The 13,339-nt window shown below is 52.2% G+C and carries 13 protein-coding genes and 1 other annotated feature; of the genes, 6 read left to right on the top strand and 7 right to left on the bottom strand.

All coding sequences use genetic code 11. From position 1 onward, the window contains the following. Position 1: 1 nt before the first annotated feature. The 3 genes from dgcN to EoCCA6_RS06050 all read right to left on the bottom strand — a co-directional run bounded on the left by dgcN (position 2) and on the right by EoCCA6_RS06050 (position 2,291). Positions 2–1,234 carry a diguanylate cyclase DgcN/YfiN gene (gene dgcN, locus EoCCA6_RS06060; RefSeq protein WP_152081909.1) on the bottom strand — a complete coding sequence of 411 codons (1,233 nt, stop codon included), beginning with the start codon at positions 1,232–1,234 and terminating at the stop codon, positions 2–4. Beyond that, on the bottom strand, positions 1,227–1,763 hold the full coding sequence (gene yfiR, locus EoCCA6_RS06055) for a regulatory sequestration protein YfiR (protein WP_232623270.1): 537 nt from the start codon (positions 1,761–1,763) through the stop codon (positions 1,227–1,229). The genes dgcN and yfiR overlap by 8 nt, the downstream gene beginning before the upstream one ends. 153 nt (positions 1,764–1,916) lie before the next feature. After that, on the bottom strand, positions 1,917–2,291 hold the full coding sequence (locus tag EoCCA6_RS06050; RefSeq protein WP_152084406.1) for a DUF2799 domain-containing protein: 375 nt from the start codon (positions 2,289–2,291) through the stop codon (positions 1,917–1,919). A gap of 214 nt (positions 2,292–2,505) precedes the next feature. On the opposite strand from EoCCA6_RS06050, the gene aroF reads away from it, so the two are divergent. The 3 genes from aroF to EoCCA6_RS06035 are packed head-to-tail and all read left to right on the top strand — an operon-like array spanning position 2,506 to position 5,641. Continuing rightward, a complete protein-coding gene (gene aroF, locus EoCCA6_RS06045) occupies positions 2,506–3,576 on the top strand; it encodes a 3-deoxy-7-phosphoheptulonate synthase AroF (RefSeq protein WP_152081907.1) in 1,071 nt (356 codons plus the stop codon). Positions 3,577–3,586: 10 nt separating this feature from the next. After that, positions 3,587–4,708, top strand: a complete 1,122-nt coding sequence (tyrA, locus tag EoCCA6_RS06040; RefSeq protein ID WP_152081906.1) for a bifunctional chorismate mutase/prephenate dehydrogenase — start codon at positions 3,587–3,589, stop codon at positions 4,706–4,708. Between the two features lie 60 nt (positions 4,709–4,768). Then, entirely contained in the window at positions 4,769–5,641 is an 873-nt protein-coding gene (locus EoCCA6_RS06035; protein WP_152081905.1) for an SMP-30/gluconolactonase/LRE family protein, read from the top strand. Here EoCCA6_RS06035 and pheA read toward each other — a convergent pair. From pheA to bamD, 4 genes are all read right to left on the bottom strand, one after another. Next, positions 5,638–6,798, bottom strand: coding sequence for a bifunctional chorismate mutase/prephenate dehydratase (pheA, locus tag EoCCA6_RS06030; RefSeq protein WP_152081904.1), 1,161 nt, complete (start codon positions 6,796–6,798; stop codon positions 5,638–5,640). The genes EoCCA6_RS06035 and pheA overlap by 4 nt on opposite strands. 30 nt (positions 6,799–6,828) lie before the next feature. Further along, positions 6,829–6,954 (bottom strand) — a sequence feature (Phe leader region). Further along, positions 6,906–6,953, bottom strand: coding sequence for a pheA operon leader peptide PheL (gene pheL, locus EoCCA6_RS06025; RefSeq protein ID WP_100249759.1), 48 nt, complete (start codon positions 6,951–6,953; stop codon positions 6,906–6,908). Its footprint overlaps the feature before it by 48 nt. A gap of 103 nt (positions 6,955–7,057) precedes the next feature. Further along, the gene (raiA, locus tag EoCCA6_RS06020) at positions 7,058–7,399 is read right to left on the bottom strand and encodes a ribosome-associated translation inhibitor RaiA (protein WP_003863162.1); all 342 of its coding nucleotides are present in this window, start codon (positions 7,397–7,399) and stop codon (positions 7,058–7,060) included. 269 nt (positions 7,400–7,668) lie between these two features. Beyond that, a complete protein-coding gene (gene bamD / locus EoCCA6_RS06015) occupies positions 7,669–8,406 on the bottom strand; it encodes an outer membrane protein assembly factor BamD (RefSeq protein ID WP_152081903.1) in 738 nt (245 codons plus the stop codon). A 130-nt stretch (positions 8,407–8,536) separates the two neighbouring features. Here bamD and rluD point away from each other — a divergent pair, with 130 nt between their 5' ends. The 3 genes from rluD (at position 8,537) to clpB (ending at position 12,948) form a co-directional block, all read left to right on the top strand. Further along, on the top strand, positions 8,537–9,517 hold the full coding sequence (gene rluD / locus EoCCA6_RS06005) for a 23S rRNA pseudouridine(1911/1915/1917) synthase RluD (RefSeq protein WP_152081902.1): 981 nt from the start codon (positions 8,537–8,539) through the stop codon (positions 9,515–9,517). Next, on the top strand, positions 9,514–10,245 hold the full coding sequence (gene yfiH / locus EoCCA6_RS06000; protein ID WP_152081901.1) for a purine nucleoside phosphorylase YfiH: 732 nt from the start codon (positions 9,514–9,516) through the stop codon (positions 10,243–10,245). The genes rluD and yfiH overlap by 4 nt, the downstream gene beginning before the upstream one ends. A 129-nt stretch (positions 10,246–10,374) precedes the next feature. Further along, positions 10,375–12,948, top strand: a complete 2,574-nt coding sequence (gene clpB / locus EoCCA6_RS05995) for an ATP-dependent chaperone ClpB (protein WP_152081900.1) — start codon at positions 10,375–10,377, stop codon at positions 12,946–12,948. Positions 12,949–13,339: the final 391 nt, after the last annotated feature.

Here is a 13,339-nt window from a genome sequence, read left to right as displayed (position 1 = left end):
GTCATATTCCTTCCTGGGATAATGTTTTCGAACGCTGGTTTTTCACCAGGTACATATTGCGATCGGCTTGTTCCAGTAATGCTTCCACCGAGGCATTTTCCCATGCCAGGGCAAAACCAATGCTCAGTGACATTGATGCCGTGTGACCGTTATGCAGATCAAACGGACGGACAAACTGCTGCGACAGGGCAGCGCAAATGTGTTGAACCTCAGGTTCAGTGTGGACGCCATACAGTATCATGGCGAACTCGTCACCGCCGAGGCGGTATGACTGGTAGCGTTTTTCGCCAAACTCAACCATCCTGCTGGCGACTTCAATCAGCACACAGTCACCCGCTGCATGGCCCCAGGTGTCATTGATAAATTTAAAATTATCGCCATCCAGAAAAAGCAGGGCAGAGTTTCTCTTTGCGGAAGCATCGTGCATTAACGCCGCAATGCTGTTTCGGAATGCGGCACGATTCGCCAGGCCGGTCAGCGGATCGTGCATGGCGGTGCGCAACAGCTGGGCATTTTTCGCCTGCAGCTTGAGCTGCCACTCTTCCATTTCATCCAGCAGACTGTTGAAGTCTTCTCCGAACTGATGAAACTCTTCGATGCGGCCTTCCTTCACGCGGCGTGAGAAGTTGCGGTTGGTACGGACGTCATGCACAACATCGGTAATATTTTGCATCTCCGAGACCATACCATGATGCAAAGAGCGCGTAATGGTAAGTGCAATCGCTGAGGCAAAAAGAATACAGCCGGTAAGCACGGCAAATGACATCCAGATAAAGTGGCTGATCAGGCTATCACGCGCGGTAAGACGAATTTCACCGATCATATTACCGTTATGCATTATCGGCTGTGCAACCGGGACAGGAAACAGCCAGCGGCTGACCAGCGCGCCCAGCGTGTCGGTATTATCCTCCGGGTTCCATGACCAGTACGCAAACCGTTGATTATGAACGTTGAGCACTTCTGCAACGGCAAATTGCCCCTGTTTGCCAAGCGTGGCCAGGGTTTCATTCGCTGCCAGAGAATCATTGAAAACCAGAGAGGCTTCAAGGCTGTGGCTCATTGTTGCGCCAGTTAATTCGAGATTTTTTTGTGCGTATTGCTTTAATGTCACCACGGACGCAAAACACAATAAAAGCCAGATAAACGTCATTGTGATGATGACGCTCGTCATGCTGATACGCCGCAACGTTCTTTTAAACGTAGGGCGCGGCGTAGAAGTGAAATCCTTATTCATGCTTCGTATTCCGTGCAAGCATTAATACATCCGGACTGACTCTTACGCCACTGCGAGCCAGCGCATCCAGATTGACGGAAAATCTGACCTGGTTGTGATCTATTTTCAGGCAAAATGCACTGCCAATAATACACTCTGGATTCTGCTCTGAGATTAAAAGCAATGCTCTGCCCTGATATTGACTTATTAATTCACGTTGTTTTACAGGCGATTCCGTTCCGAAATAAATAGCGTCACACGTCGCTGACAGTGCTTCCTGATCGTTACGCACAATGACAGGGGTATAAGGTAACACGCTTTTCCCGTCATCACTGCTGAGTGCTTGCGCGTAACGGGAAGAGGCAAAAACGCAGAGTTTAGGCTGCCCGGAAAGTGACGGCCAACGGGTATAACTCACAATGCCAGAAACAATCGAACGCACCGATTTATCAGTTTCCGTGAGCGCACCTGCAGTCGCCTGGCCCACAATAATGAACAGCGTTAACACCAAAGTGAGTCGGTACAAAGAGATCAAGAATGAATTTCTCACCAGAATCCGCCGAACCGCTCTGGAAATAGTTGTCCTTAAGAGTTGGAGGCAGAATACCATTGTTTATCAAAGCCGTCATTATGTCAGAAATGCAACGACTCAGGCTTGAGTTAAATCTTACATTTGCATTTATTCTGCTGGTTAAAGACAAATTCAATTAAGCCTGCTGGCCTTCATGCTTTCATCCATCCCTTGTTGCCATGCGTCATGCAGTTTTGCTGCATTTTCTGTGGTATCACAACTGGCAGGGAATGATTTCCCTGTTAATCCCCAGGCATGGATAAAACCGTCTTCACAGATTTTCTTTTGCCCTTCGGCGTAGCCGCGTAGATATTCGCTCTGATCCACATCGGGATCGTTAAAGTCATCAGCCAGTGCCTGGCTATCTTTAACCGGCGCACCGTTCATCGCGTCTTCTTTCCCTGCACCAAACCAGTCAGGGCTTGTCCAGTCAGGCTGAAAGGTATAAGGATTGATCTGACAGCCCGTTAAGATCAGCACCAGCAGCGTAAGCCCCATTGAACGCATCGCCATTCTCCTTTTTTCTTCAGCATAGCCTGGCAAATGAAAAGGTGAGTGTAATTTTAACTTTACGTTTTTAGCGGCTGATTTTTGCAGTTTAGTAGTTCCTGTAAAGTAATCTGTACGTATTTTGGATTGAAATCTTTACTTTTTATGGTATCGTTGTTTCACCTCTCTGAGGAAACCAACTATCGCAAACGAGCATTACAGGATCGCCATCATGCAAAAAGACGCGCTGAACAACGTACATATCACTGACGAACAGATTTTAATTACGCCGGATCAACTGAAAGCGGAATTTCCGCTGAGCGCAGCGCAGGAAGCGCAAATTGAGCACTCTCGCCAGACCATTTCTGACATTATCGCTGGCCGCGATCCGCGCCTGCTGGTGGTGTGTGGTCCTTGCTCCATTCACGATCCTGAAACCGCCATTGAGTATGCTCGTCGTTTTAAAACATTAGCGGAGGAGGTCAGCGATAGCCTCTATCTGGTAATGCGCGTCTATTTTGAGAAGCCACGTACAACCGTTGGCTGGAAAGGATTGATTAACGATCCGCACATGGATGGCTCGTTTGATGTGGAAGCTGGCCTGAAAATTGCGCGTCGGCTGCTGGTGGAACTTGTCAGTATGGGGCTGCCGCTGGCAACCGAAGCGCTGGACCCGAACAGTCCGCAATACCTGGGCGATCTCTTTAGCTGGTCTGCGATTGGCGCACGTACCACTGAATCGCAAACACACCGTGAGATGGCGTCTGGTCTTTCAATGCCGGTCGGCTTTAAAAATGGCACGGACGGTAGCCTGGCGACGGCGATCAACGCGATGCGCGCCGCGGCGATGCCACACCGTTTTGTCGGCATTAACCAGGCGGGTCAGGTATGTCTGCTGCAAACGCAGGGCAACCCGGACGGGCATGTGATCCTGCGCGGCGGTAAAGCGCCGAACTACAGCCCGGCAGATGTCGCGCAGTGTGAAAAAGAGATGGAGCAGGCGGGACTGCGTCCGGCACTAATGGTAGATTGCAGCCATGGTAACTCGAATAAAGATTACCGCCGTCAGCCTGCGGTTGCGGAATCTGTGGTCGCGCAGATTAAAGATGGCAACCGTTCTATTATCGGCCTGATGATTGAGAGCAACATTCATGAAGGTAATCAGTCGTCTGAACAACCGCGTAGCGCAATGAAGCAGGGTGTGTCCGTGACGGATGCCTGTATCAGTTGGGAGACCACCGATGCGCTGCTGCGTGAGATCCATAAAGATTTAAACGGCCAGCTGGCGACGCGTCTGGCTTAAGAGGGTAGTTATGGTTGCTGAATTGACCGCGTTACGCGATCAAATTGATGAAGTGGATAAGGCGTTGCTGGATCTGCTGGCGCGCCGCATGGCCCTGGTTGCCGAGGTAGGTGAGGTCAAAAGCAAATACGGCCTGCCGATTTACGTTCCGGAGCGCGAAGCATCAATGCTGGCCTCCCGTCGTAAGGAGGCACAGGTACTGGGCGTTTCACCGGATTTAATTGAAGATGTCCTGCGTCGCGTGATGCGGGAATCCTATTCCAGCGAAAATGACAAAGGCTTCAAAACCCTTTGTCCGTCGCTTCGCCCGGTAGTGATTGTGGGCGGTGGCGGGCAGATGGGGCGTCTGTTTGAAAAAATGCTGACGCTTTCTGGCTACCAGGTGCGTATTCTGGAAAAAGAGGACTGGGCACGAGCGTCAGACATCATGAAGGATGCGGGGATGGTGATCGTCAGCGTACCGATCCACGTGACGGAGCAGATTATTGCAAAACTTCCTCCACTGCCGGAGGATTGCATCCTTGTTGACCTGGCCTCTGTGAAAAATGGTCCGCTGCAGGCGATGCTGGCTGCACATAACGGCCCGGTTCTCGGTTTGCACCCGATGTTTGGCCCGGACAGCGGCAGCCTGGCGAAGCAGGTGGTGGTTTACTGTGATGGACGGCAGCCGGAAGCGTACCAGTGGTTCCTGGAACAGATTCAGGTGTGGGGTGCGCGTTTGCACCGGATCAGCGCCGTTGAGCACGATCAGAATATGGCGTTCATTCAGGCGCTGCGCCACTTTGCGACCTTTGCATACGGTCTGCATCTGGCGGAAGAGAACGTTCAGCTTGAACAGTTGCTGGCGCTCTCCTCGCCAATCTATCGCCTGGAGCTGGCGATGGTCGGACGTCTGTTTGCTCAGGACCCACAGCTTTACGCCGACATTATTATGTCGTCGGAGAACAATCTGGCGCTGATCAAACGCTACTACCAGCGCTTTGGTGAAGCCATCACTCTGCTGGAGCATGGCGATAAACAGGCGTTTATCGACAGCTTCCGAAAAGTTGAACACTGGTTCGGTGATTATGCGACACGCTTCCAGAGCGAAAGCCGCACGCTGTTGCGCCAGGCAAATGACAGTCGCCAGTAATACGATGATGTATATACTCAAAGCCAGCAATGCTGGCTTTTTTCATTTTGGGGAACTGTCATGTCTGAACCGCAACAGTTGTTGAACTACATCGGGCATTTGCCGGAGTGCCCGACGTGGAGCGCAGAAGAGAATGCGCTGTACTGGGCCGATATTCTGGAAGGGGAGATCCACCGTTATCTTTTAGCCACGGCAGAACACACCGTACTTTCTTTCCACGAAGAGGTCGGCTGTTTTGCCTTGCGTGAGCGCGGCGGATTTATTGTGGCGATGCGTAACGCCATCTGGCTCACGGACAAACATGGGTTACTCCAGCGCAAGGTGTGTGATAACCCGTCTAACCCGCAGCTGGCGCGGTTTAATGACGGCGGAACCGATCACCAGGGACGTTTCTACGCGGGCACCTTCTGGGGGCCGGGAGATTACAACGGTGCCATGCTGATGCGCATCGACAATGACCTGACGCCGAAAGTGATCCAGTGTGATATTCACGGACATAACGGTTTGGCGTTTAGCCCGGATAATCAGTGGATGTTTACCTCAGACACGCCAAACGGCGTTATCTACCGTACGCCGCTTGACGAGCAAGGCGAACCCGGTAGGCGTGAAATATTTCGCCGGTTTAAAGAGGGCGAAGGGATACCGGACGGTGCGGCGATGGATGTGGAGGGTTGCTACTGGAGCGCACTCTTTGACGGCTGGCGCATCGCGCGATTTTCCCCACAAGGGGAACAACTGGAAGAGTACCGTTTGCCGGTACGTTGCCCGACGATGGTTTGCTTTGGCGGTGAAGACATGAAAACGCTGTTTATCACCACCACGCGGGAAAATATGGATGCGGATGAGGTCGCTAAATATCCGCTCTCCGGTGCGATCTTCACCCTGCCTGTGAGCGTGGCAGGGATGAAGAAAAGCGATTTTATTGAACGTTAAGCCGGGTCAACCGGAACAACGTTTTCGCTCGGATAGCAGCCCAGCACTTTCATTGAACGGGTGATCTCGCCCAGTTCGCGCAGGGCTTTCTGCATGGAGGCAGATTCCAGATTGGCCTGAATATCGAGATAGAACATCTCTTCCCACGGGTTGCCGTTAATCGGACGGGATTCCAGTTTGGTCATAATCAGGTTGTGGTTACGCAGAACCAGCAGCGCTTCAACCAGTGCGCCTGCCTGCTGGCCGGTGGCCATGAGCAGGGTGGTTTTGGCTGGCACCTGGTCGGAGACATCAATAGCCTTGCGCGCAAGCACCACGAACCGGGTGATGTTTTGCGTCTGGTTCGCCAGGTTGCGCTCCAGCACCTGCAGGCCATACAACGCACCGCCCGCTTCGCTGCCGAGCGCGGCAATGGTTGGGGAATTTGCCTGAGCGACCTTTTCCATCGCCGCTGAGGTGCTTTCGGTGTACTCAATTTTCCAGTGCGGATAGCGGTTCAGGAACTGGCTGCACTGCTGGAAAGGCTGCGGATGGCTGTAAACCGTTTCGATTTTACTTAAATCCGTTGAGCCAGAAACCAGCACGCAATGATCGATAGGGATCGTCAGCTCGCCAACCAGCGACAGACTGGTGTGCTGCAGTAGATCGTACACATCGTTGATAGCGCCGGAACTGGTGTTTTCAATCGGTACGACGGCGTAATCAGCCTGTCCCGTTTCAACCTGATTGAAAATATCCGCAAATTTCGCGCAGCCGCTCTCAATAAACTCTTCGAAATGACGCGCGGCGTACTGGCGCGCCGCCAGGTGTGAGTAAGAACCTTTTGGACCCAGGAATGCGATGCGCGCAGAGTGCGGATTGGTTTTGTTGAGATGCTGCTGAAGTAGTGCCTGCTGGGTAAGAACGGAATCTTCAATAATAAGCTGGAACAGACGGGTGATGTAATGCGCATCCAGATGATGCGCTTTGCCGAGTTGAATCAGACGCTCCAGCAGATCGCGTTCGCGGTCGATGTCGCGCACGGGGCGATGGGAGTCCAGTTTGGCTTTCCCCACTTCGATGGCGAGGGTGCGGCGTTCTGCCAACAATGCCAGTAATTTCTCATCCAGTGCGCTGATTTTTACTCGCAGATCCAGTAACGGGTTTTCCGGTGTCATAGTGTTGCCTGTCTCGTTTTATCGTTATCAATAAAAAAGGCCTCCCGGTGTGGGAGGCCTTGTTGTTCGTCTTCGCATTCTTTATAACACGACGAAACGCCTCCCGGTCAGGGGAAGGTAAAAAAGAATGCGAAGAAGAACGGCGTAAGTTTCATAAAGTCATCCTGAAATTGATACCGTTAAAGTACCCGTACTGTTTTCACCCTGTCAATAAAAAACGCGCCCGAAGGCGCGTTGGCGGTACACTCAATTTAAAGGATTACTCTTCTTCAACTTCTTCCGCGAAGCTGGCGTCTTTCACCGACGTTGCGGCGCGACGGGCTTCACCTTTGTGTTGCACTTTATTGAGCTGCCGTTCCAGCTTGTTGATCAAATCGTTAATCGCGGTGTACATATCCTCGTGTTTTGCGCTGGCGACCAGATGGCCGTTTGGAGTATTGATAGTTGCGTCAGCGATGAAACCCTGCGGCTCCTTGGACAGGATGATATGTGGGTTAATCAAGTGTGTTTGCCATTTATCCAGTTTGGCGAGACGGTCTGCGACGTGCTGGCGAATTGCCGGAGTAATTTCCATTTGTTTACTGGTAATGTTCATTGTCATAAATTTTACCTCTTGTCTTTCCGTCTTGGTGATTCCAGCATACCTGTCCTAATGTCAAAATGTGTGATTTATATCACGTTATTTTGTCGGTTTTTGTCAGGGAATCTTTTTTGTGAGGCAGGGCAGGAAGAGGCGAGATTTACCTTGTCGAAGCTGAAAATAGCGGTCATAGTTGACTGGATTGGTTGAAGCTAAACCGCTTCAGCGTGGTATTCAAATGAACATAAAAACGGCAGCCTGGTGGCTGCCGTTTTGCATTGTGGTTGGTATCAGGTGTTGCTGCTGTTCGCGGCAATGATTTTCGCCACTTTATCAGCCTGCGAAGTCATCTGCATCTGACGGTAAGCATTTTCCATCAGCTTCAGGCCATCGCGCGTTGCCTGCGTATCCGGATAATCACGCAGCATGCCTTCTACACGGTTAACCACGGCAACCCATGCGCCACGGCGGGTGTAGTATTCCGCAACGGAGTACTCATATTTCGCCAGACGATCTTTCAGGAACACCAGACGCTTAGTGGCATCGGTAATGTACTGGCTGTTCGGGTAGCCGCGCACCAGTTTGGAGAAGTCATTGAAAGCATCACGCGCGTGCTGCGGGTCGCGGTCAGAACGATCCACGCCGAAGAAGCCCTGCAGTGCACTGTCATCCAACGCCATGTTGGTCAGGCCGCGCATATACATGACATAATCAATGTTAGGATGGGTCGGGTTCAGACGCATGAAGCGATCGATGGTGGCCTGAGCCAGCGGCAGATCGGCATTTTTATAGTACGCGTAGATAAGATCTAACTGTACCTGCTGCGAATAAGGGCCAAATGGATAGCGATTATCCAACGCTTCCAGTTGCGTTATCGCCTGTTTCCAGTTACCGTCCTGCAACTTTTGTTGTGCAGTCGCATAGATTTCATTCGGCGGATTGTCAGGGACCTGTTCATTCGAACCGGAGCAGCCCACCAAAGCCAGGCTCAACGTGGCCGCTGCCACCAGATATTTCATGCGCGTCATGACGTTTTGACTTTCCTCAAATGTTTGTCCGGGAGAATCTCTTTCCTGCTCCCGATTAAGACCAGCTACAATAGCACACTATATTAAACGGCAAAGCCGTAAAACCCAACGTTAAACGAAGAAGCAGTTTATGGCACAACGAGTAGAACTCACCGCAACAGTCTCCGAAAATCAGCTCGGTCAACGCTTAGATCAGGCTTTGGCCGAATTGTTCCCTGATTATTCGCGTTCACGCATAAAAGAATGGATACTTGACCAGCGCGTGATGGTTAACGGCAAGATCTGGGATAAACCAAAAGAGAAAGTGTTAGGTGGGGAAGCTGTCGCCATCAATGCTGAAATCGAAGAAGAAATCCGCTTTGAGCCGCAGGATATCCCGCTGAACATCGTCTATGAAGATGATGACATTCTGGTGATCAATAAGCCGCGCGACCTGGTCGTTCATCCGGGCGCGGGGAATCCTGATGGTACGGTGCTTAATGCACTCCTCCATTACTATCCACCCATCGCTGATGTCCCGCGCGCGGGCATTGTGCACCGTCTGGATAAAGACACCACCGGTCTGATGGTGGTGGCGAAAACCGTTCCTGCTCAGACCCGTCTGGTGGAATCTCTGCAGCTGCGCGAAATCACCCGTGAGTATGAAGCCGTGGCGATTGGGCATATGACCTCTGGCGGCACGGTTGAAGAGCCGATTAGCCGTCACCCAACCAAGCGTACGCATATGTCAGTGCACCCGATGGGTAAACCGGCGGTAACGCATTACCGCATCATGGAGCATTTCCGCATTCATACGCGCCTGCGTCTGCGTCTTGAAACCGGGCGTACTCACCAGATCCGCGTTCATATGGCGCACATCACCCATCCGCTGGTGGGCGACCAGGTGTATGGTGGCCGTCCGCGTCCGCCAAAAGGCGCATCGGATGAGTTCATCTCCGTACTGCGTAAGTTCGACCGCCAGGCACTGCACGCGACCATGCTGCGTCTTTACCACCCGATTACGGGGATTCAAATGGAATGGCATGCGCCGATCCCACAGGATATGGTGGAACTTATCGACGCAATGCGTGCTGACTTTGAAGAACATAAGGATCGCGTGGACTGGTTATGACCAAACTGATTGTCCCTGCGTGGCCACTGCCTGAGGGCGTGGCTGCATGCAGTTCAACCCGTGTTGGCGGTGTGAGCCAGGGCGCATGGGCGTCGTTGAATCTCGGCGCGCACTGTGGCGACAACCTGGAACATGTTGAAGAGAACCGCAAACGCCTGTTTGCTGCGGGAAACTTGCCGTCGAAACCGGTCTGGCTTGAGCAGGTTCATGGTAAGGATGTGCTGACGTTGTCGGGAGAACCCTATGCGTCTAAACGTGCTGATGCCTCTTACAGCAATATTCCGGGAACGGTTTGCGCCGTGATGACGGCCGATTGCCTGCCGGTTCTGTTCTGTAACCATGCCGGTACTGAAGTGGCAGCAGCCCATGCTGGCTGGCGTGGTTTGTGTGAGGGCGTGCTGGAAGAGACCGTTGCCTGCTTTAACGACTCCCCTGCCAACATCATTGCCTGGCTTGGCCCGGCCATTGGCCCTCGAGCGTTTGAAGTGGGTCCAGAGGTGCGTGAAGCCTTTATGGCAAAAGATCCGCAAGCGGTACAGGCCTTTGTGTCGGCAGGTGAAAAGTACCTGGCCGATATTTACGAACTTGCTCGCCAGCGTCTGAATAACGTTGGCGTGACGCAGATCTTCGGCGGCGATCGCTGCACCTTCACCGAAAAGGGTGATTTTTTCTCTTATCGCCGCGACAAGACGACGGGCCGTATGGCAAGTTTTATTTGGCTGATATAACCTAAAGAATCAAGACGATCCGGCACGTGCCGTTTTCTTTTCACATAATTCAGGTCATTAACCTTGAATAATTGAGGGATGACCTCATTTAATCTCCAGTAGCAAATTTGACCTGTTATGGGAGGAGTTATGCGTCTGGATCGTCTTACTAATAAATTCCAGCTTGCTCTTGCCGATGCCCAGTCTCTTGCACTGGGGCACGACAACCAATTCATCGAACCTCTTCATTTAATGAGCGCCTTGCTGAATCAGGAAGGGGGATCGGTACGTCCATTATTAACCTCTGCTGGCATTAATGCTGGCCAGCTACGCACCGCCATTGACCAGGCGCTGAGCCGTTTACCGCAGGTAGAAGGGACTGGCGGCGACGTTCAGCCATCTCAGGAGCTGGTGCGTGTGCTGAACCTTTGCGACAAGCTGGCGCAAAAACGTGGGGATAACTTTATTTCGTCAGAGCTGTTTGTTCTGGCGGCGCTTGAATCACGCGGTACTTTGACCGACCTGCTGAAAACTGCCGGCGCAACCACCGCCAGTGTGACCCAGGCGATTGAGCAAATGCGCGGAGGTGAAAGCGTGAACGATCAGGGAGCCGAAGACCAACGTCAGGCTTTGAAGAAGTTTACGGTCGATCTGACCGAACGTGCTGAGCAGGGCAAACTTGACCCGGTTATCGGCCGTGATGAAGAGATCCGCCGTACTATCCAGGTACTGCAACGTCGTACCAAAAACAACCCGGTGCTGATTGGTGAACCTGGTGTTGGTAAAACCGCCATCGTTGAAGGGCTGGCACAGCGTATCGTAAACGGCGAAGTGCCGGAAGGGCTGAAAGGCCGTCGCGTGCTGGCGCTGGATATGGGCGCGCTGGTGGCTGGTGCGAAATACCGCGGTGAGTTCGAAGAGCGCCTGAAAGGTGTGCTCAACGACCTGGCGAAGCAGGAAGGCAACGTCATCCTGTTTATCGACGAACTGCACACCATGGTGGGTGCGGGTAAAGCGGACGGCGCGATGGACGCCGGGAACATGCTGAAACCTGCTTTAGCGCGTGGTGAGCTTCACTGCGTCGGTGCGACAACGCTGGATGAGTACCGTCAGTACATTGAAAAAGATGCTGCGCTGGAACGTCGTTTCCAGAAAGTGTTTGTTGCTGAGCCAAGCGTTGAAGATACCATCGCGATCCTGCGTGGTTTGAAAGAACGCTATGAGCTGCACCACCATGTGCAGATTACTGACCCGGCCATCGTTGCCGCGGCGACGCTTTCGCATCGTTATATCGCTGACCGTCAGTTGCCGGATAAAGCGATTGACCTGATTGATGAAGCGGCATCGAGCATTCGTATGCAGATTGACTCGAAACCGGAAGAGCTGGACCGACTTGACCGTCGTATCATTCAGCTCAAGCTGGAACAGCAGGCGCTGAAAAAAGAGTCTGATGAAGCAAGTAAGAAACGCCTGGATATGCTTAACGAAGAACTGGACGATAAAGAACGCCAGTATTCTGAGTTAGAAGAAGAGTGGAAGGCGGAGAAAGCGTCACTCTCCGGTACTCAGACCATTAAAGCTGAACTTGAACAGGCAAAAATTGCCATCGAGCAGGCTCGCCGCGTCGGTGACCTGGCACGGATGTCTGAGCTTCAGTACGGCAAAATCCCTGAGCTTGAAAAACAGCTTGAGATTGCCACCCAGTCGGAAGGGAAAACGATGCGTCTGTTGCGTAATAAAGTGACGGATGCCGAAATTGCCGAAGTGCTGGCGCGCTGGACCGGTATTCCGGTGGCGCGCATGCTGGAAAGCGAACGCGAGAAACTGCTGCGTATGGAGCAGGATCTGCATCAGCGTGTCATTGGGCAGAACGAAGCGGTTGAAGCGGTCTCGAATGCTATTCGTCGTAGCCGTGCAGGATTGTCCGATCCAAATCGTCCAATCGGTTCGTTCCTGTTCCTCGGACCAACTGGTGTCGGTAAAACCGAACTGTGTAAAGCGCTGGCTAACTTTATGTTCGACAGCGATGACGCGATGGTGCGTATCGACATGTCCGAGTTTATGGAGAAACACTCCGTATCGCGTCTGGTCGGTGCGCCTCCGGGATATGTCGGTTATGAAGAAGGCGGTTATCTGACTGAAGCGGTTCGCCGTCGTCCTTATTCCGTTATCCTGCTGGATGAAGTGGAAAAAGCGCATCCGGATGTGTTTAACATCCTGCTGCAGGTACTGGATGATGGTCGTCTGACCGACGGGCAGGGGAGAACGGTCGACTTCCGTAATACGGTTGTCATCATGACCTCGAACCTGGGTTCCGATCTGATTCAGGAACGCTTCGGTGAGCTGGATTATGGACATATGAAGGATCTGGTTATGGGAGTTGTCAGCCATAGCTTCCGTCCGGAGTTCATCAACCGTATTGATGAAGTGGTGGTGTTCCATCCTCTGGGTGAGAAACACATTGCGTCAATTGCACAGATCCAGCTGCAGCGTCTGTACAAACGTCTGGAAGAGCGTGGTTATGAAATTCACATCTCCGACGATGCGCTGAAACTGCTGAGCGAGAATGGTTACGATCCGGTTTACGGGGCGCGTCCATTGAAACGTGCTATCCAGCAGCAGATCGAAAACCCGCTGGCGCAGCAGATCCTTTCCGGAGAGCTGATTCCAGGAAAAGTTATTCGTCTGGAAGCCAATGACGATCGCATTGTAGCAGTGCAGTAAGTCACAAAACGCAAAAACGGGCCGCTTGCGGCTCGTTTTTGTTTAAAAACCAGGCGAAAATGAAGGTCTGGGTAACGATTTGCCTGGAAAGTGAGCGGTTAGTAAATAATTTTCACTTTATCCTTGCAGCTTCAAAATTACCCCCTATAATGCGCCTCCACTGACACGGAACAACGGCACACACGCCGCCGGGTCAGCAGGGAAAAGCGAAATAAACGCTTGACTCTGAAGCGGGAAAGCGTAATATGCACACCCCGCGCCGCTGCGAAAGCGAAGCGGCACTGCTCTTTAACAATTTATCAGACAATCTGTGTGGGCACTCAAAGTGACATGGATTCTTAACGTCGCAAGACGAAAAATGAATACCAAGTCTCTGAGTGAACATACGTAA

This window comes from Enterobacter oligotrophicus, from assembly GCF_009176645.1.
GTDB lineage: Bacteria > Pseudomonadota > Gammaproteobacteria > Enterobacterales > Enterobacteriaceae > Enterobacter > Enterobacter oligotrophicus.
This window is presented reverse-complemented; position numbering and strand designations above follow the sequence as displayed.